General features: G+C 66.6%; 19 protein-coding genes. 9 read left to right on the top strand and 10 right to left on the bottom strand.

Annotated elements, in window-relative coordinates; genetic code table 11:
• Positions 1 to 182 precede the first annotated feature (182 nt).
• The 3 genes from thrS to ATE64_RS09640 are packed head-to-tail and all read left to right on the top strand — an operon-like array spanning position 183 to position 3,798.
• Complete coding sequence (gene thrS, locus ATE64_RS09650) at positions 183 to 2,186, top strand: threonine--tRNA ligase (RefSeq protein WP_058455362.1); 2,004 nt, start codon at positions 183 to 185, stop codon at positions 2,184 to 2,186.
• The gene (locus ATE64_RS09645; RefSeq protein ID WP_058455361.1) at positions 2,183 to 3,040 is read left to right on the top strand and encodes a metallophosphoesterase; all 858 of its coding nucleotides are present in this window, start codon (positions 2,183 to 2,185) and stop codon (positions 3,038 to 3,040) included. The genes thrS and ATE64_RS09645 overlap by 4 nt, the downstream gene beginning before the upstream one ends.
• On the top strand, positions 3,037 to 3,798 hold the full coding sequence (locus tag ATE64_RS09640; protein ID WP_082657734.1) for a sulfite exporter TauE/SafE family protein: 762 nt from the start codon (positions 3,037 to 3,039) through the stop codon (positions 3,796 to 3,798). Before ATE64_RS09645 ends, ATE64_RS09640 begins: the two co-directional genes overlap by 4 nt.
• Here ATE64_RS09640 and ATE64_RS09635 read toward each other — a convergent pair.
• The gene (locus tag ATE64_RS09635; RefSeq protein WP_197410147.1) at positions 3,795 to 6,296 is read right to left on the bottom strand and encodes an FtsX-like permease family protein; all 2,502 of its coding nucleotides are present in this window, start codon (positions 6,294 to 6,296) and stop codon (positions 3,795 to 3,797) included. The genes ATE64_RS09640 and ATE64_RS09635 overlap by 4 nt on opposite strands.
• Before the next feature lie 2 nt (positions 6,297 to 6,298).
• Positions 6,299 to 7,000: an ATP-binding cassette domain-containing protein gene (locus tag ATE64_RS09630; RefSeq protein WP_058455360.1), complete on the bottom strand. Its 702-nt coding sequence runs from the start codon at positions 6,998 to 7,000 to the stop codon at positions 6,299 to 6,301.
• A gap of 16 nt (positions 7,001 to 7,016) precedes the next feature.
• Here ATE64_RS09630 and ATE64_RS09625 point away from each other — a divergent pair, with 16 nt between their 5' ends.
• The gene (locus ATE64_RS09625) at positions 7,017 to 7,730 is read left to right on the top strand and encodes an arylesterase (protein WP_082657733.1); all 714 of its coding nucleotides are present in this window, start codon (positions 7,017 to 7,019) and stop codon (positions 7,728 to 7,730) included.
• Between the two features lie 177 nt (positions 7,731 to 7,907).
• Here ATE64_RS09625 and ATE64_RS09620 read toward each other — a convergent pair whose 3' ends face one another.
• From ATE64_RS09620 to ATE64_RS09610, 3 genes are all read right to left on the bottom strand, one after another.
• Positions 7,908 to 8,552 carry an MOSC domain-containing protein gene (locus tag ATE64_RS09620; protein ID WP_058455359.1) on the bottom strand — a complete coding sequence of 215 codons (645 nt, stop codon included), beginning with the start codon at positions 8,550 to 8,552 and terminating at the stop codon, positions 7,908 to 7,910.
• Entirely contained in the window at positions 8,549 to 8,878 is a 330-nt protein-coding gene (locus tag ATE64_RS09615; RefSeq protein WP_058455358.1) for a YnfA family protein, read from the bottom strand. The genes ATE64_RS09620 and ATE64_RS09615 overlap by 4 nt, the downstream gene beginning before the upstream one ends.
• Positions 8,879 to 9,149: 271 nt before the next feature.
• Positions 9,150 to 9,608: an outer membrane beta-barrel protein gene (locus tag ATE64_RS09610; protein WP_058455357.1), complete on the bottom strand. Its 459-nt coding sequence runs from the start codon at positions 9,606 to 9,608 to the stop codon at positions 9,150 to 9,152.
• 226 nt (positions 9,609 to 9,834) lie between these two features.
• On the opposite strand from ATE64_RS09610, the gene ATE64_RS09605 reads away from it, so the two are divergent.
• Together ATE64_RS09605 and ATE64_RS09600 are read left to right on the top strand one after the other, a co-directional pair.
• Complete coding sequence (locus tag ATE64_RS09605) at positions 9,835 to 10,221, top strand: hypothetical protein (protein WP_058455356.1); 387 nt, start codon at positions 9,835 to 9,837, stop codon at positions 10,219 to 10,221.
• Positions 10,222 to 10,230: 9 nt separating this feature from the next.
• Entirely contained in the window at positions 10,231 to 11,931 is a 1,701-nt protein-coding gene (locus ATE64_RS09600; protein WP_058455355.1) for a caspase family protein, read from the top strand.
• Here ATE64_RS09600 and rlmN read toward each other — a convergent pair.
• Complete coding sequence (gene rlmN / locus ATE64_RS09595) at positions 11,928 to 13,166, bottom strand: 23S rRNA (adenine(2503)-C(2))-methyltransferase RlmN (RefSeq protein ID WP_058455354.1); 1,239 nt, start codon at positions 13,164 to 13,166, stop codon at positions 11,928 to 11,930. The genes ATE64_RS09600 and rlmN overlap by 4 nt on opposite strands.
• A gap of 175 nt (positions 13,167 to 13,341) precedes the next feature.
• Complete coding sequence (locus ATE64_RS09590) at positions 13,342 to 14,085, bottom strand: SDR family oxidoreductase (protein ID WP_058455353.1); 744 nt, start codon at positions 14,083 to 14,085, stop codon at positions 13,342 to 13,344.
• 114 nt (positions 14,086 to 14,199) lie between these two features.
• Here ATE64_RS09590 and ATE64_RS09585 point away from each other — a divergent pair, with 114 nt between their 5' ends.
• Complete coding sequence (locus ATE64_RS09585; protein WP_058455352.1) at positions 14,200 to 14,592, top strand: helix-turn-helix domain-containing protein; 393 nt, start codon at positions 14,200 to 14,202, stop codon at positions 14,590 to 14,592.
• Positions 14,593 to 14,674: 82 nt separating this feature from the next.
• On the opposite strand, the gene ATE64_RS09580 is transcribed toward ATE64_RS09585, so the two are convergent.
• The gene (locus ATE64_RS09580) at positions 14,675 to 14,998 is read right to left on the bottom strand and encodes a UrcA family protein (protein ID WP_058455351.1); all 324 of its coding nucleotides are present in this window, start codon (positions 14,996 to 14,998) and stop codon (positions 14,675 to 14,677) included.
• A gap of 150 nt (positions 14,999 to 15,148) precedes the next feature.
• On the opposite strand from ATE64_RS09580, the gene ATE64_RS09575 reads away from it, so the two are divergent.
• Positions 15,149 to 16,030, top strand: a complete 882-nt coding sequence (locus tag ATE64_RS09575; RefSeq protein WP_058455350.1) for a LysR family transcriptional regulator — start codon at positions 15,149 to 15,151, stop codon at positions 16,028 to 16,030.
• Here ATE64_RS09575 and ATE64_RS09570 read toward each other — a convergent pair.
• Both ATE64_RS09570 and ATE64_RS09565 read right to left on the bottom strand, forming a co-directional pair.
• Positions 16,027 to 16,719: an aspartate/glutamate racemase family protein gene (locus ATE64_RS09570; protein ID WP_058455349.1), complete on the bottom strand. Its 693-nt coding sequence runs from the start codon at positions 16,717 to 16,719 to the stop codon at positions 16,027 to 16,029. The genes ATE64_RS09575 and ATE64_RS09570 overlap by 4 nt on opposite strands.
• A 314-nt stretch (positions 16,720 to 17,033) precedes the next feature.
• Complete coding sequence (locus tag ATE64_RS09565; RefSeq protein WP_058455516.1) at positions 17,034 to 17,531, bottom strand: hypothetical protein; 498 nt, start codon at positions 17,529 to 17,531, stop codon at positions 17,034 to 17,036.
• A gap of 170 nt (positions 17,532 to 17,701) precedes the next feature.
• Here ATE64_RS09565 and dnaN point away from each other — a divergent pair, with 170 nt between their 5' ends.
• Positions 17,702 to 18,817, top strand: a complete 1,116-nt coding sequence (gene dnaN / locus ATE64_RS09560; RefSeq protein WP_058455348.1) for a DNA polymerase III subunit beta — start codon at positions 17,702 to 17,704, stop codon at positions 18,815 to 18,817.
• Positions 18,818 to 18,839: the final 22 nt, after the last annotated feature.

Below are 18,839 nucleotides of genomic sequence, written 5' to 3'. Positions count from 1 at the left end.
ATGACAAGGATGCTCCGTCCACTTGCCTTTGCGTCTCGATCGGCGGCACGCCATCGGGTCGGGGCGCGCGCCTGCCGCAGCCCGTAGAGCGCCCGGCGACCGTTGCGAACAGCGCCCTTGCCGCCCATATCGCATGCTGGCAAAGGGGCGCTCTTTACCCCGCCAGAAAGGCCGATCTTTCCATGTCCCAGATGATCCGCGTCACCCTTCCCGATGGCTCTGCCCGAGAAGTCGCGCGCGGGACTACCCCGGCGCAGATTGCAGCGGATATCGGACCCGGCCTCGCGAAGGCCGCGCTCGCCGCGAAGGTCGACGGCGAGCTGCGCGACATCATGCGCCCGCTGGAGGAAGACACGAACCTCGCGCTGGTGACGAGCCGCGACGAGGCCGACGCGCTCGAACTCGTGCGCCACGACTATGCACATGTGCTGGCGGAGGCGGTGCAGAACCTGTTCCCGGGCACGCAGATCACTTTCGGGCCATCGACGAACGACGGCTTCTATTACGACTTCGCGCCGACCGCCGAACATGGTGCGTTCCGCGACGACGAACTGCCGCTGATCGAGGAGGAGATGCGCCGGATCATCGCCGCCGACCTTCCGCTGACGCGCGAGGTTTGGGAGCGTGACAAGCTGATCGCCAAGTGGCAGGCGGAGGGCGAAACCTTCAAGGCCGAATGGGCGCACGAACTGCCCGAAGGCGAGGAACTCACCGTCTATCGCTCCGGCGACGGCTGGATGGACATGTGCCGCGGCCCGCACCTCGCATCGACGGGCAAGCTCGACCCCGCGGCGTTCAAGCTGACGCGCGTCTCGGGCGCTTATTGGCGCGGCGACCAGAAGAATGCGCAATTGAGCCGCATCTATGGCACCGGCTGGCTCAACAAGAAGCAGCTCGCCGAGCATCTCGTCCGGCTGGAGGAGGCCGCGAAGCGCGACCATCGCAAGATCGGGCGCGAGATGGATCTCTTCCACCTGCAGGAAGAGGCGCACGGCAGCGTTTTCTGGCACCCGAAGGGCTATCGCATCTACCGCGAGCTCGAGGCCTATATGCGGCGCGCGATCGACGGTGCCGGCTATCAGGAGGTCAAGACTCCGCAGGTGATGGACGCGCGCCAGTGGGAGCAGTCGGGTCACTGGGGCAAATATCGCGAGAATATGTTCGTCATCCCCGACGAGGTTCCGAATATCGAGGACGACGGCCCGCTGGTGTCCGACGACGCCGAGTGGATGGCGCTGAAGCCGATGAACTGTCCTGCGCACGTCCTGATCTTCCGCCAGGGGATCAAGTCGTACCGCGACCTGCCACTGCGCATGGCCGAAATGGGCTGCTGCCACCGCAACGAGCCGCACGGCGCGCTCCACGGCATCATGCGCGTCCGCCAGTTCACGCAGGACGACGGCCATATCTTCTGCCGCGAGGACCAGATCGTCGAGGAGGTGCGCGATTTCTGCCAGCTTCTCGACCGCGTCTACAAGCAGCTCGGGTTCGAGAAATATGCGGTCAAGCTCGCGCTGCGCCCCGACATGCGCTTCGGCACCGAGGAGATGTGGGACAAGGCCGAGCAGGAGCTTCGCGAGGCCGTCGAACGCGCCGGCATGGCGAACGACGATTATGGCTGGGAAGAGCTTCCGGGCGAGGGCGCCTTCTATGCGCCCAAGCTCGAATTCCACCTGACCGATGCGATCGGGCGGACGTGGCAGTGCGGGACGATCCAGTCCGACCGCGTGATGCCCGAACGCCTCGATGCCTCGTACATCGGCGAAGATGGCGAGCGCCATCGCCCGGTGATGCTCCACCGCGCGATCCTCGGCACTTACGAGCGTTTCATCGGCATATTGATCGAGCATTTCGCCGGTCGCTTCCCCACCTGGCTCGCGCCGGTGCAGGCGGTGGTCGCGACGATCGTTTCCGACGCCGACGACTATGCGAAGGATGCGGTGGCGCAACTCGAAGCCGCGGGCGTGCGCGTCGAGGCCGATCTGCGCAACGAGAAGATCAACTACAAGGTTCGCGAGCACAGCCTGCAGAAGGTTCCCTATCTGCTCGTCGTCGGCAAGCGCGAGGCCGAAGAAGGCACCGTCGCGATCCGCACGCTTGGGCAGGACGGCCAGCGCATCATGCCGCTCGCCGAGGCGGTCGCGATGCTGAAGGGTGAGGCCACCCCGCCGGACCTCAAGGATTGAGGGCGAAACCGCGGCGGCGATGGCGGCGCTGGGCCGCGCTTCTGGCATTGCTCGGCGTCGCGATCCTCGCGAGCGGCTACTGGAACTCGACCCGCGACCCCGTCGTCCGCTCGGCGGCGGTCGCGGTCGCCGACTGGCCTGCGTGGCAGGCACCGCTGCGGGTGCTGCTGCTTTCGGACACGCATGTTGCCGGGCCCGATATGCCGCCCGAACGGCTCGCGCGGATTGTCGACGGGCTCAATCGACTGAAGCCCGACCTGGTGCTGATCGCGGGCGATCTGGTCAGCGAAAAGCGCACCGCGACCCACATCTACACGCCCGCCGAAATCGTCGCCCCGCTCGGCCGGTTCAAGGCGCCCCTCGGCGTCGTCGTTGCGCCGGGCAATCACGATCACTGGTTCCGGCCCGATGCGCTGCGCGGCGCGCTCGAGAAGCAGGGGCTTCGCGTCCTCCAGAATGAGGCGGTGAAGCGCGGCCCGCTTATCGTCGGCGGGGTCGACGACGATTATACGGGCCATGACGATATCCCGAAGACGCTCGCCGCGATGGATGCGCTCGGGCCGGGCGTGCCGGTCATCGTCTCGCACAGCCCCGACATCGTTCCCGATATCCATCGCCCCGTCGCGGCGGTGTTCGCGGGGCATACGCATTGCGGGCAGATCCGCCTGCCGGTGATCGGCGCGCTGACCTATGTCTCGCGCTACGGGAGCCGTTTCGCGTGCGGCGACATGACCGACAAGGGTCAGCGGCTGTTCGTCGGTGCAGGGCTCGGGACGAGCATCTTGCCGCTCCGCTTCAACACCCCGCCCGATGTGTGGCTGGTGACGATCGGGCCGAAGGGCGCCACGCGGTGAACGGAATTCTCCACCTCGTCGGCCTCGCGCCGCTGACCTTCGCGGGTGCGGCGGCGATGACTTTCGGCGCGGCGTTCGTACGCGGCCTCACCGGTTTCGGCATGGCGATCATCCTCGTCCCCCTGCTCGGCATGCTGATGCCGCCGGGGCAGGCGGTGGTGCTCGGGATCATCCTGCAACTGCTGATCGGCCCCGTCGGATTTCGCCGCATCGCCGACAACGCCGACCGCCGCACTGCGGTGCCGATCGCGCTGCTCGCGATGCTGGCGACCCCGCTCGGGATGCTCGCGCTCAAGGCCGCCACCCCCGACGTCGCGCGGCTGCTGATCGCGATTATCGCGATCGGCGCGTTCCTGCTGATCCTCATGCCGCAGCATCCCGACGGGCATAAGCCGGGCCGGGGCGCAATCGGCGCCACCGGCGTCGCGTCGGGCATCCTGACTGGCTTCGCCGCGATGCCGGGACCGCCTGTCGTGCCCTTCTATCTCCGCCAGCGTATCGCGCCCGCGACCGCGCGCGCGTCGATGATGCTTGTCTTCTTCGCGACCGCGATCGCGGGAACCGGCGCATCGCTGTGGCTGGGTCTCGCGACGGGCAAGCTCTTTACCCTTGCGCTGCTGCTCTTCATTCCGATGGTGCTGGGCGACCAGGTCGGCACCCGCCTCTTTGGCCGCGTACCGGTGCCGGTCTGGCGCAGCATCGTCGCGGTCGTCCTTGGCGCCGCCGGCATCTCCGCGCTCGTCCGTCTGCTGAACTAGAGGCTGCGCAGCGCCTGCGCGGGCTTCACCGAAAGCAATGGCCAGCTTCCCGCAATCCCGATCACGAACGACAGCCCGGCGCCGCCGACCAGCGTCAGCCCGACGATCAGCGGATCGGGCGCGAAGCGGAAGTCGAAGAGCTGCGTCACGACATACCACGCCCCCGCCAGCCCAAGGCCCAGCGCCAGCAGCGCAAGAATGCCGGCCAGCACGGCATATTCCATAGCCTGCGCGCCCAATATCTGGCCGCGCGTCGCACCGAGCAGCTTCAGGATCACGCTGTCGTACACGCGCCGCTCGCGGCTTGCCGCAATCGCGCCGATCAGCACCGCGATGCCGGCGAGGATCGCGATGCTCGCCGCCGCGGCGATCGCCTGGCTCATCTGGGTGAGCAAAGTCGTCACCTGCGACACGACATCGCGCACCTGAATGAGCGACGCCGATGGAAAGGCCCGCGGAATGCTGCGCGCCAGCTCGACCTCGGCCTTCGGCGGGACGGCTACGGTCGCGACCATATTATGCGGTGCCGCGTCGAACGTGCCCGGCGAGAAGACGAGCACATAGTTGAGCCCGAAATTGTCCCACTCGACGGTGCGGAACGATGCGACCTTCGCCTGCACCTCGACCCCCAGCACATTGACCGACAGCGTGTCGCCGAGTTTGAGCCCGAGCGATGCCGCGACCTCCTGCTCGACGCTGACCAGCGGCGGCCCCTTGTAGTCGGCCGCCCACCATTTTCCGCCGACCAGCTCGCTGCCGTTCGGCAGGACGGGGCTATAGGTCAGCCCACGGTCGCCGCGCAGCACCCATGCGCCCTCGGGCAGCTCGGCGAGTTCGTCGACGCGCTGGCCCTTATACTCGGTAACGCTGCCGCGCAGCGCAGGGATCATGTTGACCTGCGCATCGGGCGCGGCATCGACAATCATCGACCGGAATTTCGGTGCATCGCCCCGCGGAATGTCGAGCACGAAGAAGCTCGGCGCGCGTTGCGGCACGGTGCGGGCGATTTCGGCGGTGATGCTGGTCTGGATCGCCGCGAGCGTTACGAACAGCGTCAGGCCCAGCCCCAACGCCACAACCAGCGCACCGGTCGCGGCGCCGGGCCGGTGCAGGTTCGCGACCGCAAGCCGCAGCAACGGCCGCTTCGGCCGCGGCACCCGGCTCGCCGTGCGCCGCACCAGCCAGCCGAGCGCGACAAGGATCAGCAGCAGGCCGATTGCCGCGCCGATGAAGGACAGCGCGAACAAGGGCTCGCGCGCGGTCCCGACCGCCAAGGTGATGATCGCCGCCAGCGCCGCGCCGACCGAAACGATGGTTCGCCGGTCGATCCGCGCGCCGCCGTCGACCGTCGCGCGATAGAGCCCCGCCGCGGGCACATGCCGCGTCGCCGCAAGCGGCGGCAGGGCAAAGGCGATCGCGATCAGCAGGCCATAGGCGGCGCTCACGATCAAAGGCAGCGGATAGAGCGCAAAGCCCGGCCGCACCGGCAGCACGTCGCCCGCGACCGCGCCGATCAGGCTCGGCATCAGCGCGCCGACGACCAGTCCCGCGGTGATCGAAGCCGCGGCGACGGCGAGAATTTGCAGGCCGTAAATGCGCAGCACCACCGCGCTGTCGGCGCCCAGCACCTTCAGCGTCGCCAATCCGGGGCGCTTGCCCGCAAGGTAGCTCGCGACGCCGTTGCCGACGCCGATCCCCGCGATCACTAGCGCCGCAAGCCCGACCAGCGACAAAAACTGCCCCATCCTTTCGATGAAGCGCCGCGTTCCCGGCGCGCCGTTGCTGCTGTCGGTGATGTCCCAGCCTGCGTCGGGGAAGCGCTCGCTCAGCGCCTTGCCGACCGCGTCGGGGTTTGCGCTCGCGGGCAGGCGCACGCGATATTTGCTCTCATAGAGGCTGCCCGGCTGGATTAGCTGCGTCGCGGGCAGGTCGCCGAGCCCGATGATGGCCACCGGCCCCAGCGTGAAGCCTTCGCCCAGCCGGTCGGGTTCCTCGGCAATGATGCCGTCGATTTTGAAGCTCTTCTCGCCGAACTTCACCGCGCCGCCGACCTTCAGGCCCAGCCGCGAGGCGAGATCCTTGCCGATCCAGATCGATCCGGCGGGCGGCGCGCCCTTGCGCGCGCCGCTCTCCAGCCGCATCGTGCCGTAAAGCGGATAGGCGCCGTCGACGCCCTTCAACTCGGACAGCAGGGCATCGCCGCCGGGCGCGTTCGCCATCGCGCGCAGTCGCACGGTGGCCGAGGGCGCTCCGATGCTGCGGAAGCCGGCCATTTCTTCGGCGCTCGCCTCGCGTTGGGGAAGGCTGAATTCGATGTCGCCGCCAAGGATCGTTTGCCCGCGCCGTTCGAGCTCGGAGGTGATCCCGCTCGTCAGACTGCCGATCGCCGCGAGCGTCGCAACGCCCAGGAACAGGCACACCGCGAGCAAACGAAGCCCGCGGATGCGCGTCGCGAGGTCGCGCCGTGCGATCCGCCAGAGGGTCGCGAGCGGTAACACGCTCAGGCGGTCCGCTCTTCGATACGCCCGTCGTGCATCACGACCACGCGGTCGCAATGTTCGGCAAGGTCGGGGTCGTGGGTGATGATCAGCAGCGTCGCGCCCAACGCCGCGCGGCGCGCGAAGATCAGTTCGATGATCGACTGGCCGGTCGCGGTGTCGAGATTGCCCGTCGGTTCGTCGGCAAAGATGATCGCCGGGCTGCTCGCCATTGCACGCGCAATGGCGACGCGCTGTTGCTCGCCGCCCGAAAGCTGCGCCGGATAATGGGTCAGGCGATGCCCGAGCCCGACGGCTTCCAGTTCCGCCCGCGCCTTGCCGAACGGATCGTCGATTCCCGCCAGCTCCAGCGGCACCGCGACATTTTCGAGCGCGGTCATCGTCGGCAGCAGGTGGAACGCTTGCAGCACGATGCCGATCCGCCCGCGCCGCGCCCTGGCGAGATCGTCCTCGTCCATCGCACCGAAGTCGAGCCCGGCGACGCGGATCGTTCCGCCGCTCGCGCGTTCGAGCCCCGCGAGCACCGCCATCAGCGAGCTTTTGCCCGATCCCGAGGGCCCTAGCAGCGCAACCGAGTTGCCCGCTTCGACCTCCAGGTCAACCCCGCGCAAAATTTCGACCGGGGCCTTGTCGCTCCCCAAAGTCAGCGTCACATTATGGGCGGCGATCGCCAAGTGAGGCGATGGTCGTTCGGTGTCGGACAAGAAGGAACCCTTTGGAATGAAAACCGCCGGATGGCGCTCCGCCTTGATATATGGTTGCGTTATCGCGCTTTGCCAACCGCTTGCCGCGTGCGGCTCGGCGGATGCGCCGGCGGCATCGACGAACGACAAGGGCGATACGAGGGCGGTCGCGGCGATCCCGGCGAACGCGCCGCTTGTGATCGCCTTCGGCGACAGCCTCTACGCCGGTTACCAGCTGGGCCCGAAGGAGGGCCTCGCGCCGCAGCTTCAGGCCGCGCTGGCGGAGGACGGCGTCGCGGCGCGCGTGCAGAACGCCGGTGTCTCGGGTGATACGACCGCAGCAGGCCGCCAGCGGCTGAGCTATGTTCTCGACAATGCGAAGGCGAAACCGGCGCTTGTCGTCCTTGGGCTCGGCGGCAATGACATGCTGCGGGGGATCGACGCGGCGCAAACGCGGGCCAACCTCGACGCGATGCTGGCGGAACTCAAGAAGCGGGATATCCCGGTGGTGCTGACCGGCATGGTTGCCGCGCCAAACCTCGGGCCGGAATATGCAAAGAAATTCAATCCGATCTATCCCGAACTTGCCGCGAAATATGGCGCGAGCCTTTACCCGTTCATCCTCGACAATGTCGTGGGCAAGCCCGATCTGATGCTTGGCGACCATATTCATCCCAACGCGAAGGGGGTGAAGATCGTGGTCGAGGGGCTTGCGCCGCTGGTCGAGGACGCGCTGCCCGACGAAAAATAGCAAATCCTCCCTGCGGCGAAGCCGTGGGGAGGGGGACCGCCGAAGGCGGTGGAGGGGCCGCAATATCGAGCCACGTGCCCCTCCGTCAGCGCTTCGCCAAGGGCGAAGTTTATCCTGAGCGCCTGCAAGGCAGTCGAAGGGCGCTGCCACCTCCCCATCGCTGCGCGACAGGGAGGATCAGCCTAGTAGCTTCTCCGCCCGCGCGCGCCAGCTCGTCGCGAGCGCATCCATCGCGGCCAGCGCCCTCAACTCCTCCGGCTCGCGCTTTCCCGCACCGCCGACCAACAGGTGAAAGACCCGCTCGACGCTCCACTCGGGCAGCGGCCGCTCGACCAGCGCCAGCGCGTCGCCCGCTGCAACGCTACCTTCCTCGATCACCCGATAATACCAGCCGCTGCGCCGCGTCGTGACGACCGTCGCCGGAACCGTCGCGATCCCGAAACGGTGCCCCAGTTTCCAGCACGGCTGGCGTCCCTGGCTGATCTCGACGAGCGCGCTTCCCATCCGGTAGCGGTCGCCGATGCGGGCTTCGCTCTCGATCAGCCCCTCGGTCGAGATATTTTCGCCGAACGCGCCGGGCGCGCCGAGCAGCGCATGATCGCCCAGTTCCCCCGCCCACCAGTCATAATGATCGCGCGGATAATGGTGGATCGCCTTGTCGACGCCGCCATGCACCGTCAGATCGGCCTGTTCGTCGCCGTCGATACCGAGCAGGCCGACGCGCAGCGCCCCATCCACCGGCATCTTGGCTATTGCGCTTGTCTCGTCGCCACGAAAAGAGCGTGCCTTGCCGGTCAGGACCGCGTCGATCGCATAGCTCATGCCGCGGTCCCCCTTGGCCCGAACAGGATGATCGCCGCTCCGCCCAGGCAGATCGATGCCCCGATCACATCCCACCGGTCGGGCCGCGCGCCCTCGACCGCCCACAGCCACAGCAGCGCCGCGACGATATAGACCGCGCCATAGGCAGCGTAAGCGCGCCCGGCATGGTCGGCGTCGACGAGCGTGAGCAGGTAGGCGAACAGCGCCAGCGACGCCATTCCGGGCGCCAGCCACCAGACCGACTTGTCCAGCCGCAGCCACGCCCAGAAGGCGAAGCACCCGGCAATCTCGGCCAGCGCGGCGGCGATATAGGCGAAGGCGGTCATCGGCTCACCGTGGCGCGGGAGGCGCGGAAAGGGAAGGGGCTTTGACGGGGTTGGTGGAGGGCGGCTTGGGGTGGAGAGCGGACATCCTTTTGTGATCCCCGGCGAAAGCCGGGGCCCAGCGAATTCTCACACAAGACTGGCTTTTTGCCGCTCTGGGCCCCGGCTTTCGCCGGGGATCACAATATCCACCTCCGATCGCCATCCGCACCAGCAAAAGAAAAGGGGCGACCCGCAGGCCGCCCCTTCCTTGCGATATCGCTGTTCCGAAGGATCAGAACGCGAGGCCGAGGCCCACCGCAACGCTGTCGAAGTCGCCGAAGTTGCCGATGAACTGGTGGCGATATTCGGCCTTGGCGTACAGGTTCTGGCCCAGCTTGTGCTGGTAGCCCGCGCCGACATAGGGGTCGTCGATGTCGCTGAAGGTGTAACCGCCGGTGACATAAGCCTTGCCAGCGGCGCCAACCTTCGCGCCGAGACGGCCGCCGGCCGAGAACTGCACGTCGAAACCGTCCTTCAGGACCTTGTCGCCCGCGACTTCGGCACCGAGGAAAGCCTTGTCGCCAAGGTCGAGGTCGTAGCCGGCGGCGGCACCGATGGTGGCGTCGTCGAGGCCGTTGCCGCTGATGTACCCGCCGCGTACTTCGACGCGGGCTTCGCCGCCGTCGGCAGCGAGAGCGGGGGTGGCAACGACGGCCGAGAGGAGAGCGGCAGCAACTGCGAACTTCTTCATTTTCTTTTCCTTTACGCTAATCAGGACCACGCCCTTTGGGTCGCGGCCCGGGCCCTAAATGGCCCTCGCGCCTGTCGCTGCAATGAACGTATCGTTCAGATTATGACAATTTTCTTACCTGTGTTGATTTTGCAACACACGTTCGCATGATGGGCCGAGTCTTGACTCGCCGTGCGAAGTGGCAGTTAATCGGTACCCGAGCGGGTCGGTCCCGCGGGGGAAGGCGATGGCGGAAAGGGATCTGCTTTACATCCTTGTCGATGATCGTCGCGGCCTCGATGAAGAGGGGCGCGATCGTCTTGCGCGCTCGCTGATCGCCGAACTCAACGAGCATGAGCCCGGCGCTGCGAGTCTCGGCACGGCCGAAGCGCCGCCGGGGTCGAAGGCCGGCGAGTGGGCGATGACCGCCGAGGTTGCGATCAGCCTCGGCGCGCTCGCGTCGTCCTGGGCGGTCCCGGCGATCGAACGCTGGCTCGACCGGCAGGACGCCGAAACCACGCTGACGCTGAAGGGCAAGAATGCCGAGGGCAAATATTTCGAGGTCAGCGTCGCGGGCGAAGCGCCGGCGGACGTGCTCGAAAAGCTCAACAACTTCATGCCGCGAGCGAAATAGGCGCGCCCCGTGAAGCGCGCGCTGATCCTTGCGACCGGCACCTATGCCGACAGCCGGATCACCGCCCTGAAATCGCCCGTTCCCGATGCCGAGCGGCTACGCCTGCTGCTGATCCGCGACGATGTCGGACCCTATGACGTCACGATGCTGTCCGATGCCGGGCTGATGGCGCAGCGCGTCGCCATCGAGCGCTATTTCCAGTCGGCGGGCCCCGACGACACGCTGCTGCTCTTCGTCTCGGGGCATGGCGACAAGGACGCCGACGGCGACCTCTATTTCCTCGCACAGGATACCGATCGCGACCTGCTTTCATCGACCGCGATCGGCGCGCATTTCGTGTCGAAGCAGGCGGCGCGCAGCCGCGCGAAGCAGAAGGTGCTGCTGATCGACACCTGCTACAGCGGCGCCTTTGCCAAGGGGCATGTCTTCAAATCGGGATCGGCGGCGATTACCGCTGAGGATTTCGGCGAGAATGGCGGGCGCGGCACCGCGATCATCACTGCGGCGTCGAGCACCCAGCTCGCGAGCGAGGCCGCCGCCGAGGGGCGGATGCAGTCGCGCTTCACGCGCCATCTGATCGAGGGGATCGAGACGGGGGCGGCCGACGTCAACGGCACCGGCAACATCACGCTCGACGAACTGTTCGACTATGTCCGCACCGCGCTCCACCGCGAAGGGCCGGGGCAGGAGCCCAAGCGCCTCAACGCGATCGACGGCGACATGGTCATCGCGCGCAACCCGGTCCCGCGGGCAGTCCCGCTTGCGCCCGCGATGCTCAAGCGCGTCGCCAGCCGCAACTGGGAGACGCGCGCCGCGGCCTGCATCCCGCTCGCCGAGATCGTGCGAAACGGTGACCGGCAGCGCGGTCCGGCGCTCGCGGCGCTCCAGTCGCTTGGCGAGGACCCCGATGATCGCGTCAAACGCCGCGCGCAGGTCGAACTGACGGCACTCGCCGAGCAGGACAGGAGAAAAATGTCCCTCTTCGGCGACCTGCCGAAGCCCGATCCGACCCCCAAGCCCGACCCCATCCCGGACCCGAAGCCCGATCCCGGCCCGACCTTCGACACCGCGACGAAGATTTTCATCGGCGTGTTCGCGGCGATGGTGATCGCGCTGCTCGTCATGATCCTGCGTCCCGACAAGGACGGCGAGGGGACCGATGGCACCGACATCACCGGCACGAGTACCAGCAGCACCAGTTCGTCTTCGGGCGGCACGGACACCGCGACGCCGCCTCCGGTCTTCGGCACGGGCGGAGAGGAATTTGCGAACTATGTTGCCGCCAGCACGACCTATCCCATGCTGGTCGCCGCCTGTAACAAGGATTTCACCTACTCGGCGGCCGCATCCTGCTTCGAACTCGGCAAGGCGTTCGAGAATGGCGAGGGCGAGACGCAGGACTTCGCGGTCGCGACCAGCCTTTACGAAAAGGCTTGCTATCGCGGCCATGCCGAGGCCTGCGCCTACGCCAGCTTCCGCATCAGGCCCGACAAGCCCGACCGCTCCTACCTGCTTGCCGACGCGGCGTGCAAACAGGACAATGCGCGCGGCTGCGGCTATCTCGGCTATAATTACGAAAATGGCGTCGGCGCGACGATCAATCTCTATTCGGCGCGCGACTATTACAATCTCGGCTGCACCAAGGGCTATTCGACCGCTTGCGGCGAACGCGACCGCCTCAACACCGCGATGGGCGTGACGACGCCTTAGCCGAGCGCCGCCTGCTTTTCCTCGGCAATCCGGTCGAGTTCGGCGCGCGTCGGCTTGGTCGCGGCGCTCTTCAGCTGCCCGCACGCCGCCATGATGTCGCGCCCGCGCGGGGTGCGGATCGGTGCCGAGATGCCCGCCTCGAAGATGAGGTTGCTGAATTTGCGCACCCGTTCGGGCGTCGAACATTCGTAGGGCGCGCCGGGCCAGGGGTTGAAGGGGATCAGGTTCACCTTCGCCGGCAGCTTGTACTGCTTGATCAGCCGGACGAGCTCGCGCGCATCCTCGTCGCTGTCGTTCTTGTCCTTCAGCATCACATATTCGAAGGTGATGCGCCGTGCATTGTTCGCCCCCGGATAGTCGGCGCAGGCCTGCAGCAACTCCTCGATGCCATATTTGCGGTTGAGCGGCACGATCTCGTCGCGGATTTCCTTGTTCACCGCGTGGAGCGAGACCGCCAGATTGACCCCGATCTCTTCGCCCGCGCGCGCCATCATCGGCACCACGCCGCTCGTCGACAAGGTGATGCGCCGCTTCGACAGGGCCAGCCCGTCGCCGTCCATCACGATCTTGAGTGCGCCCTTGACCTCGTCGAAATTATAGAGCGGTTCGCCCATGCCCATCATCACGATGTTGGTGAGCATGCGCCCGTCGGCCGTGTAATGGCCGGCGTCGTCATCCTCGTCGTCGGTCTCGGGCGCCGACGCCATCGTCCCCTTCGGCCATTCGCCGAGCGCGTCGCGCGCCAGCAGCACCTGCCCCACGATCTCGCCCGCGGCGAGGTTGCGGACAAGGCGCATCGTCCCCGTGTGGCAGAAGCGGCAGTTCAATGTGCATCCCACCTGGCTCGACACGCAGAGCGTCCCGCGATCGGCATCGGGAATGAACACCATTTCATATTCCTGCCCGTCGGCGGCGGCGAGCAGCCATTTGCGCGTCCCGTCGTTCGACACCTGCGCCTCGCGCACGGTGGGCCGGCCGATGATATAACGGTCGGTCAGCCAGGGGCGCATGGATTTCGCGATGTCGGTCATCGCCTCGAAATCGGTGACGCCGCGGTGATAGATCCAGTGCCAGATCTGCTTGGCGCGCAGCTTCGCGGCCTTCGCGTCCAATCCGGCCTCGACCAGTTCGGCGCGGATCGCGTCGCGGGTCAGCCCGACAAGGTCGATACGGTTGCCGCCGCGCAAGGGAACGGTGCCCGTCGTGACGGGGTCGATATGGCCGGGAATCTGCATGATACGCGGCCATATAGTGGGGAAGGCCCAAGAGCGCAATTGTGCGCGATTCGTCCCCTCCCGCAAGCGGGAGGGGCAGCGAGGCTTGCGAGCTTGCTCGCTAGTCGCAGCGGGGTGGGCCGTCAGACGTTGCTGCCCACCCCCGACCCCTCCCGCAAGCGGGAGGGGAGCCACACTACAGCGACTTCAGCATCGCCAGCACCTGCGGCACACTGCCATTCGCCTCGGCGTTGCGCAGCGGCAACACATTCTGCACCAGGATTTCTTCCGGGGTCGGGCTCTTGGCAAACAGCGCCATCACCTCGTCGGCGAAGTCGTCGAGCGGCATATAGCCTTCGCGCGTCGACTGGCCGGGGGTCAGGTCGGTGCGCACCGCGGGCGGCGCCAGCTCGATCAGTTCGACCTTGCCTTCCAGCTGGACGCGTAGCGCCTGGGTATAGCTGTGCAGCGCCGCCTTGGTCGCCGAATAGGTCGGCGCCTTGGGGAAGGGAACGAAGGCGAGACCCGAGGTGACGTTGACGATCGCACTGTCCGCCTGCTCCGCCAGATGGCCGACGAGCGCATCGATCAACCGGATCGGGCCGAGCAGGTTGGTGACGACGGTATCCTCGGCGGCCGAAAGGTCGCGCGCCGCGGTCGCATCCTCATAGCCCATGATGCCGGCATTGTTGACGAGGACGTTGAGTGCCGGGAATTTCGCCACGATGTCGGCCGCGAAGGCCAGAATCGCACCGGGGTCGGTGACGTCGAGCTGCGCCGCGTGCATGTTCGCGCGTCCCGCGACGGCGCTTTCGAGCTTCGCCGCGTTGCGCCCGGTTATGATCACGGTGTTGCCCGCATCGTGCCAGCGCTGCGCGAGCGCGAGTCCGATGCCCGAGCCGCCGCCGCTGACGAGAATGGTGTTGCCGCTGGTCTTCATGGTTTCTCTCCTGAGGGGGTGGTGAGAAGGCCCAGATATCTCTACACTCTCCAAAAGAAAGAAGGCACCCGAAAGTGCCATAGTTACCGAGAAGAGAGATTTGGATTTTCTGCCATGCCTACCCAGGAAAAAATCGTCCACGATCCGAACGCGCCGGTCGATCCGCGCGTCGAAATGCTCGTCAACGAACTGATCGGCCGAGTCGCCGACAAATGGACCCTGCTCGTTCTCGAGGAGCTGGAGGACAATGGGGTGCTGCGCTTCACCGAACTCGCGCGGCTGGTTCCGGGGATCAGCCAGAAGATGCTGACGCAGACGCTCCGCGCAATGGAACGCGACGGTCTGGTCGAACGGACCGTTCATCCGGTGATCCCGCCGAAGGTCGAATATCGCCTGACCGATCTCGGGCACAGCCTTGGCGAGGCCTTTTGCGGCGTCTGGCACTGGGCGGGCGATAATCTCGACCGCGTCGAGGCGGCGCGCAAGGCGTTCGACGACCGCGGCTGACGAACGAAAATCGGGGCCGCGATCCGGATGGGATCGCCGCCCCGAAAGGTGTCGGCGGAGTGCCTGCCGATAGGGTCTGAATTCAGTTGCGGATCGAAGCGACGCGCAGTGGTTCGCCCTGCGAAGCGCCGGCGATCGCGAGGTCGGCCTTGGCCGAGGCGACCTGCATCGTGTCGCGGCGGCACTGGCGGATGTCGTTCTTGCCGACCACGTCGGCGTCCGACGCCGTGCCGCACACGGCGACGACGGCGCGCCACACACGGTGCTGCAGCGTCTTCGCACCGGCAGCGGTGTTGAGGTCGAGGTCGCTGTGCTGGACGACCACTGTCTGGGTTACGGGTTCGGCGAAAGCGGGCTGGACCAGCGAGGTTGCGGCCAACGCGGCGAGGATCAGAGTCTTTGTCATCTTCTATCTCCATCGGCCGGCTGAAGGAGGGGAGGAAGCCGGTGGAGAACCAGATAATCCATCGCCGCGTGCAATTGGAGCAACGATGTTGCGCGACCATTCTGCAAAATTGCAGAATGAGGCGGGCGCGATTATGACGCACAAGGCATCATGTACGATTGGAATGACCTTAAGGCCTTTCTGGCCGTGGCGGAGACCGGCAGCACCTTGTCCGCCGCGCAGGCGCTGCGCGTCAGCCAGACCACCGTCGCGCGGCGCATCGCGGCGCTGGAGGAGGCAACCGGCCTCAACCTCTTCGAGCGGCGGCAGGCGGGCTATGCGCTGACCCCGGTGGGCGAGGCGATGCTCGCGAGCGCGATCGCGGTGCGCGACGCCGCCGACCGCTTCGGCGAAGCCGCCGGCGCGAAGTCACGCGATGCCGGCGGGACGGTCAGCGTATCCACGATGGAAATCTTCGCCGTGACCGTGCTTCCGCCGATCCTGCGCGACCTCCGCGCCGCGCACCCCGGCATCCACATCCATCTCGACACTTCCGACGAGCCGCGCGACCTCGCCTCGGGCGCCGCCGACATCGCGATCCGCAGCAGCAAGCAGCCGAGCGGGGCGGGGCTCGTCGGGCGCCGCATCGCCGACAATCCGTGGACCGTCTATTGCAGTCGCGACTATGCCGACCTCCACGGTATTCCGCACAGCCGCGAACAGCTTGCGACCCATCCCTTCATCGGCGGCGGCGGCTATGTCTGGGAGCCCTATCAGGCCTGGCTCAAGCAATACCGGCTCGAGGAGTCGGTCGTGATGCAATATGACAGCGCATCGGGCTTGCTCGCAGGGGTGCGCTCGGGGATGGGGCTGACCATCCTGCCCGCCTTCCTCGCCGACCGCGAACCCGACCTTATCCGCTGCATCCCGCCCAAGCGCGAGGACACCACCGGCCTGTGGCTGCTGACGCACGAGCGCCTGCGCCACGTGCCGCGCGTGCGGCTGGTGCTGGACTTTCTGGCGGCCGAACTGACGAAGCTGGGGCGAACCTAGGCTTCCAGCGCCCGTTCCACCGCCGCCTCGACATGGAGCGCGAGCGTATCGAACAGCGGCACCGCGCTGTCCTCCGGTCCGACCAGCAGCATGATTTCGGTGCAGCCGAGGATGATCGCCTCGGCGCCGCGGTCGACGAGCGCGGCGATGACTTGCCGGTACGCGCCGCGCGATTCCTCTCGGATCACGCCCTGCACAAGCTCGTCGTAGATGATCCGGTGGACCGCCGCGCGGCCGGCTTCGTCGGGGACGATCACGTCGAGCCCGGCCTTCGCCATCCGCCCCCTGTAGAAATCCTGTTCCATCGTGAAGGCGGTGCCGAGCAGGCCGACGCGACTGAGCCCCGCCGCCTTGATTGCGGCAGTCACCGGGTCGGCAATGTGGATCAGCGGAAGGGCCGATGCGGCCTCGATCGCGCCCGCGCAGCGGTGCATCGTATTCGAGCAGATCAGCAGCAAATCGGCGCCGCTGCGTTCCAGAGCGGCGGCGGCTTCGACCATCGCGCGGTCGAGCGCCGGCCAGTCGCCTTCCGCTTGCAGGGCGGCAATCGGTGCGAAGTCGAGCGAGTGCAGGACGATGTTCGCGGCGTGCAGCCCGCCGAGGCGGTCGCGGACGGCCCGATTGAGCAGGCGATAATATTCGGCCGAGCTTTCCCAGCTCAGACCGCCGATCAGGCCGATGGTTTTCATGGCGCAAATCCTGCAGAGAAATCGCTGTCCTACATTGTCGGACGGGCATAGCGTTTCGACCGATGCGGCGCCATGCAACATTCCCGATGCCGTTCGCGCGCGAAACCGCGCGCCCCATGCGATTCCGAGTGAAGTTGCGCAGTTTTCCGGGGGTTTCCGGAAAGCCGATCCCGGGCGAAAGCCGGGGCCCATACTCCCGCACCCCGCCCTTGCGTCTCGGCGCCCGGCTTTTGCCGGGGATCGCTATAGCCGCATTCGAGAAGCGTGAATCGCGAGTGAAGTTGCGCAGGAATCCGCGATTTTTCGAAATGCCTTCACCGGATGCTGGCGCACCCCAGCGCCGCCGCATCGATCGCGGTCGCGGCACCGCGCAGGCGATAGGTATCGGCGATCGCGCGGCCGGTGGCGGTGCTGCTGGCGACGCTCATGCTCGGCGCCGATCGCATCGCCGCGATGATCGCCGCGTCCATGCGCGCGTCGCTCGCCCAGCCGTGTGGGCCGTTGCCGGTCAGGATGAAGCGGCGGCTTCCGACGCTCAGGCGCAGTTCGCGTCCCGGCGCGCGCTCTTTCGACAGGCGAACATAGAATTGCCCCCTTATGCGCGACTTCGGCCAATATCCGACGCTGGCATAGGGTTTGATCTCGGGGCGTCCGATCGTCGCCGATGGCGCCGCGATCGCGTAGCAGCGCGGGATTGCGGACTCGCGAAACGCGCCCCAGCCCTCGAAAATTCCCAAAGCGGTACGCGGCGCGGCAAGGGCCATCGCCGGAACCGCCGACGCGATCAGGAAAAGGAAGGCTGTCCGCCGCATTGCGCCCCGTTTGCCCGAATGGAAATGCTTTGCAAGCATGGCTTGCGCGGCGCGACGCGTTCGTTAAGGAAGGTGGACATTTTCGGGGGACGGGATTCGGGGCGAATGGCCCGCTCCGCCGGACTCTCTCAGGGACTTTCCCCTTATCGTTACAGGGATGGCGAATTAGAATGAAAGCGACGATCGAACGCGCAGTGCTTCTGAAAAGCCTTGGCCACGTCCAGTCCGTGGTCGAACGGCGGAACACGATTCCGATCCTCTCCAACGTGCTGATCGAGGCCGACAGCACCGGCCAATTGAAACTGATGGCGACCGATCTCGACCTGCAGGTCGTCGAAACCATCGCGGCAAAGGTCGAAACGCCGGGCACGACCACCGTGTCGGCGCACACGCTCTTCGAAATCGCGCGCAAGCTGCCCGAGGGCGCGGAGGTCAGCCTCGCCGCCGCCGAAGGCAAGATGCAGGTCAAGGCCGGCCGCTCGAACTTCAACCTGCCGACCTTGCCGCGCGACGACTTCCCGGTGATCGCCGAGGGTGATCTGCCGACCAGCTTCGAATTGCCCGTCGCCGAGCTCATCCAGATTATCGACAAGACGCGCTTCGCGATCTCGACCGAGGAAACGCGCTATTACCTCAACGGCATCTTCTTCCACGTCGCCGAGGATGCGACGGGACCGGTGTTGAAGGCTGCGGCGACCGACGGCCACCGCCTCGCGCGCTACACGGTGACGCGCCCCGATGGCGCTGCGGCGATGCCCGACGTCATCGTGCCGCGCAAATGCGTCGGCGAAATCCGCAAGCTGCTCGACGAAGCCGAGGGCAATGTCGAGATCAGCCTGTCGGCGTCGAAGATCCGTTTCCAGCTCGGCAACGCCGTCCTCACATCGAAGCTGATCGACGGGACTTTCCCCGACTACAGCCGCGTGATCCCGACCGCGAACGACAAGCTTTTGAAGGTCGATCCGAAGAGCCTGTTCCAGGGCGTCGACCGCGTCTCGACGATCGCCAGCGAAAAGACCCGCGCGGTCAAGGTCGGGCTCGACAAGGATCGCATCACCCTTTCGGTGACCAGCCCCGAGAACGGCACCGCCGCCGAAGAACTGGCTGCAGGCTACGATAGCGATCCGATGGAGATCGGCTTCAACGCCCGCTATCTCAGTGACATCCTGGGGCAGGTCGACGGCGACAGCGTCGAACTCCACCTCGCCGACGCCAACGCCCCGACGCTGATCCGCGAGAGCGAGAAGAGCCCGGCGCTTTACGTGTTGATGCCGATGCGCGTCTGACGCCCGCCGCTAAACCGATACC

Source organism: Sphingopyxis sp. H073, from assembly GCF_001468395.1.
Taxonomy (GTDB): Bacteria; Pseudomonadota; Alphaproteobacteria; order Sphingomonadales; family Sphingomonadaceae; genus Sphingopyxis.
Note: the sequence above shows the minus strand (reverse complement) of the source record. Positions and strands in the feature narration are given on the sequence as shown.

What these genes read in the sequence shown, in the direction of transcription:
- ATE64_RS09585 (WP_058455352.1), top strand. Translation starts at nt 14,200, where the DNA reads ATGCCTACCCAGGAAAAAATCGTCCACGATCCGAACGCGCCGGTCGAT.
- ATE64_RS09565 (WP_058455516.1), bottom strand. Translation starts at nt 17,531, where the DNA reads ATGCGGCGGACAGCCTTCCTTTTCCTGATCGCGTCGGCGGTTCCGGCG.
- ATE64_RS09615 (WP_058455358.1), bottom strand. Translation starts at nt 8,878, where the DNA reads ATGACCGCCTTCGCCTATATCGCCGCCGCGCTGGCCGAGATTGCCGGG.
- ATE64_RS09575 (WP_058455350.1), top strand. Translation starts at nt 15,149, where the DNA reads ATGTACGATTGGAATGACCTTAAGGCCTTTCTGGCCGTGGCGGAGACC.
- thrS (WP_058455362.1), top strand. Translation starts at nt 183, where the DNA reads ATGTCCCAGATGATCCGCGTCACCCTTCCCGATGGCTCTGCCCGAGAA.
- ATE64_RS09590 (WP_058455353.1), bottom strand. Translation starts at nt 14,085, where the DNA reads ATGAAGACCAGCGGCAACACCATTCTCGTCAGCGGCGGCGGCTCGGGC.
- ATE64_RS09570 (WP_058455349.1), bottom strand. Translation starts at nt 16,719, where the DNA reads ATGAAAACCATCGGCCTGATCGGCGGTCTGAGCTGGGAAAGCTCGGCC.
- dnaN (WP_058455348.1), top strand. Translation starts at nt 17,702, where the DNA reads ATGAAAGCGACGATCGAACGCGCAGTGCTTCTGAAAAGCCTTGGCCAC.
- ATE64_RS09625 (WP_082657733.1), top strand. Translation starts at nt 7,017, where the DNA reads ATGAAAACCGCCGGATGGCGCTCCGCCTTGATATATGGTTGCGTTATC.
- ATE64_RS09605 (WP_058455356.1), top strand. Translation starts at nt 9,835, where the DNA reads ATGGCGGAAAGGGATCTGCTTTACATCCTTGTCGATGATCGTCGCGGC.
- rlmN (WP_058455354.1), bottom strand. Translation starts at nt 13,166, where the DNA reads ATGCAGATTCCCGGCCATATCGACCCCGTCACGACGGGCACCGTTCCC.
- ATE64_RS09580 (WP_058455351.1), bottom strand. Translation starts at nt 14,998, where the DNA reads ATGACAAAGACTCTGATCCTCGCCGCGTTGGCCGCAACCTCGCTGGTC.
- ATE64_RS09620 (WP_058455359.1), bottom strand. Translation starts at nt 8,552, where the DNA reads ATGAGCTATGCGATCGACGCGGTCCTGACCGGCAAGGCACGCTCTTTT.
- ATE64_RS09610 (WP_058455357.1), bottom strand. Translation starts at nt 9,608, where the DNA reads ATGAAGAAGTTCGCAGTTGCTGCCGCTCTCCTCTCGGCCGTCGTTGCC.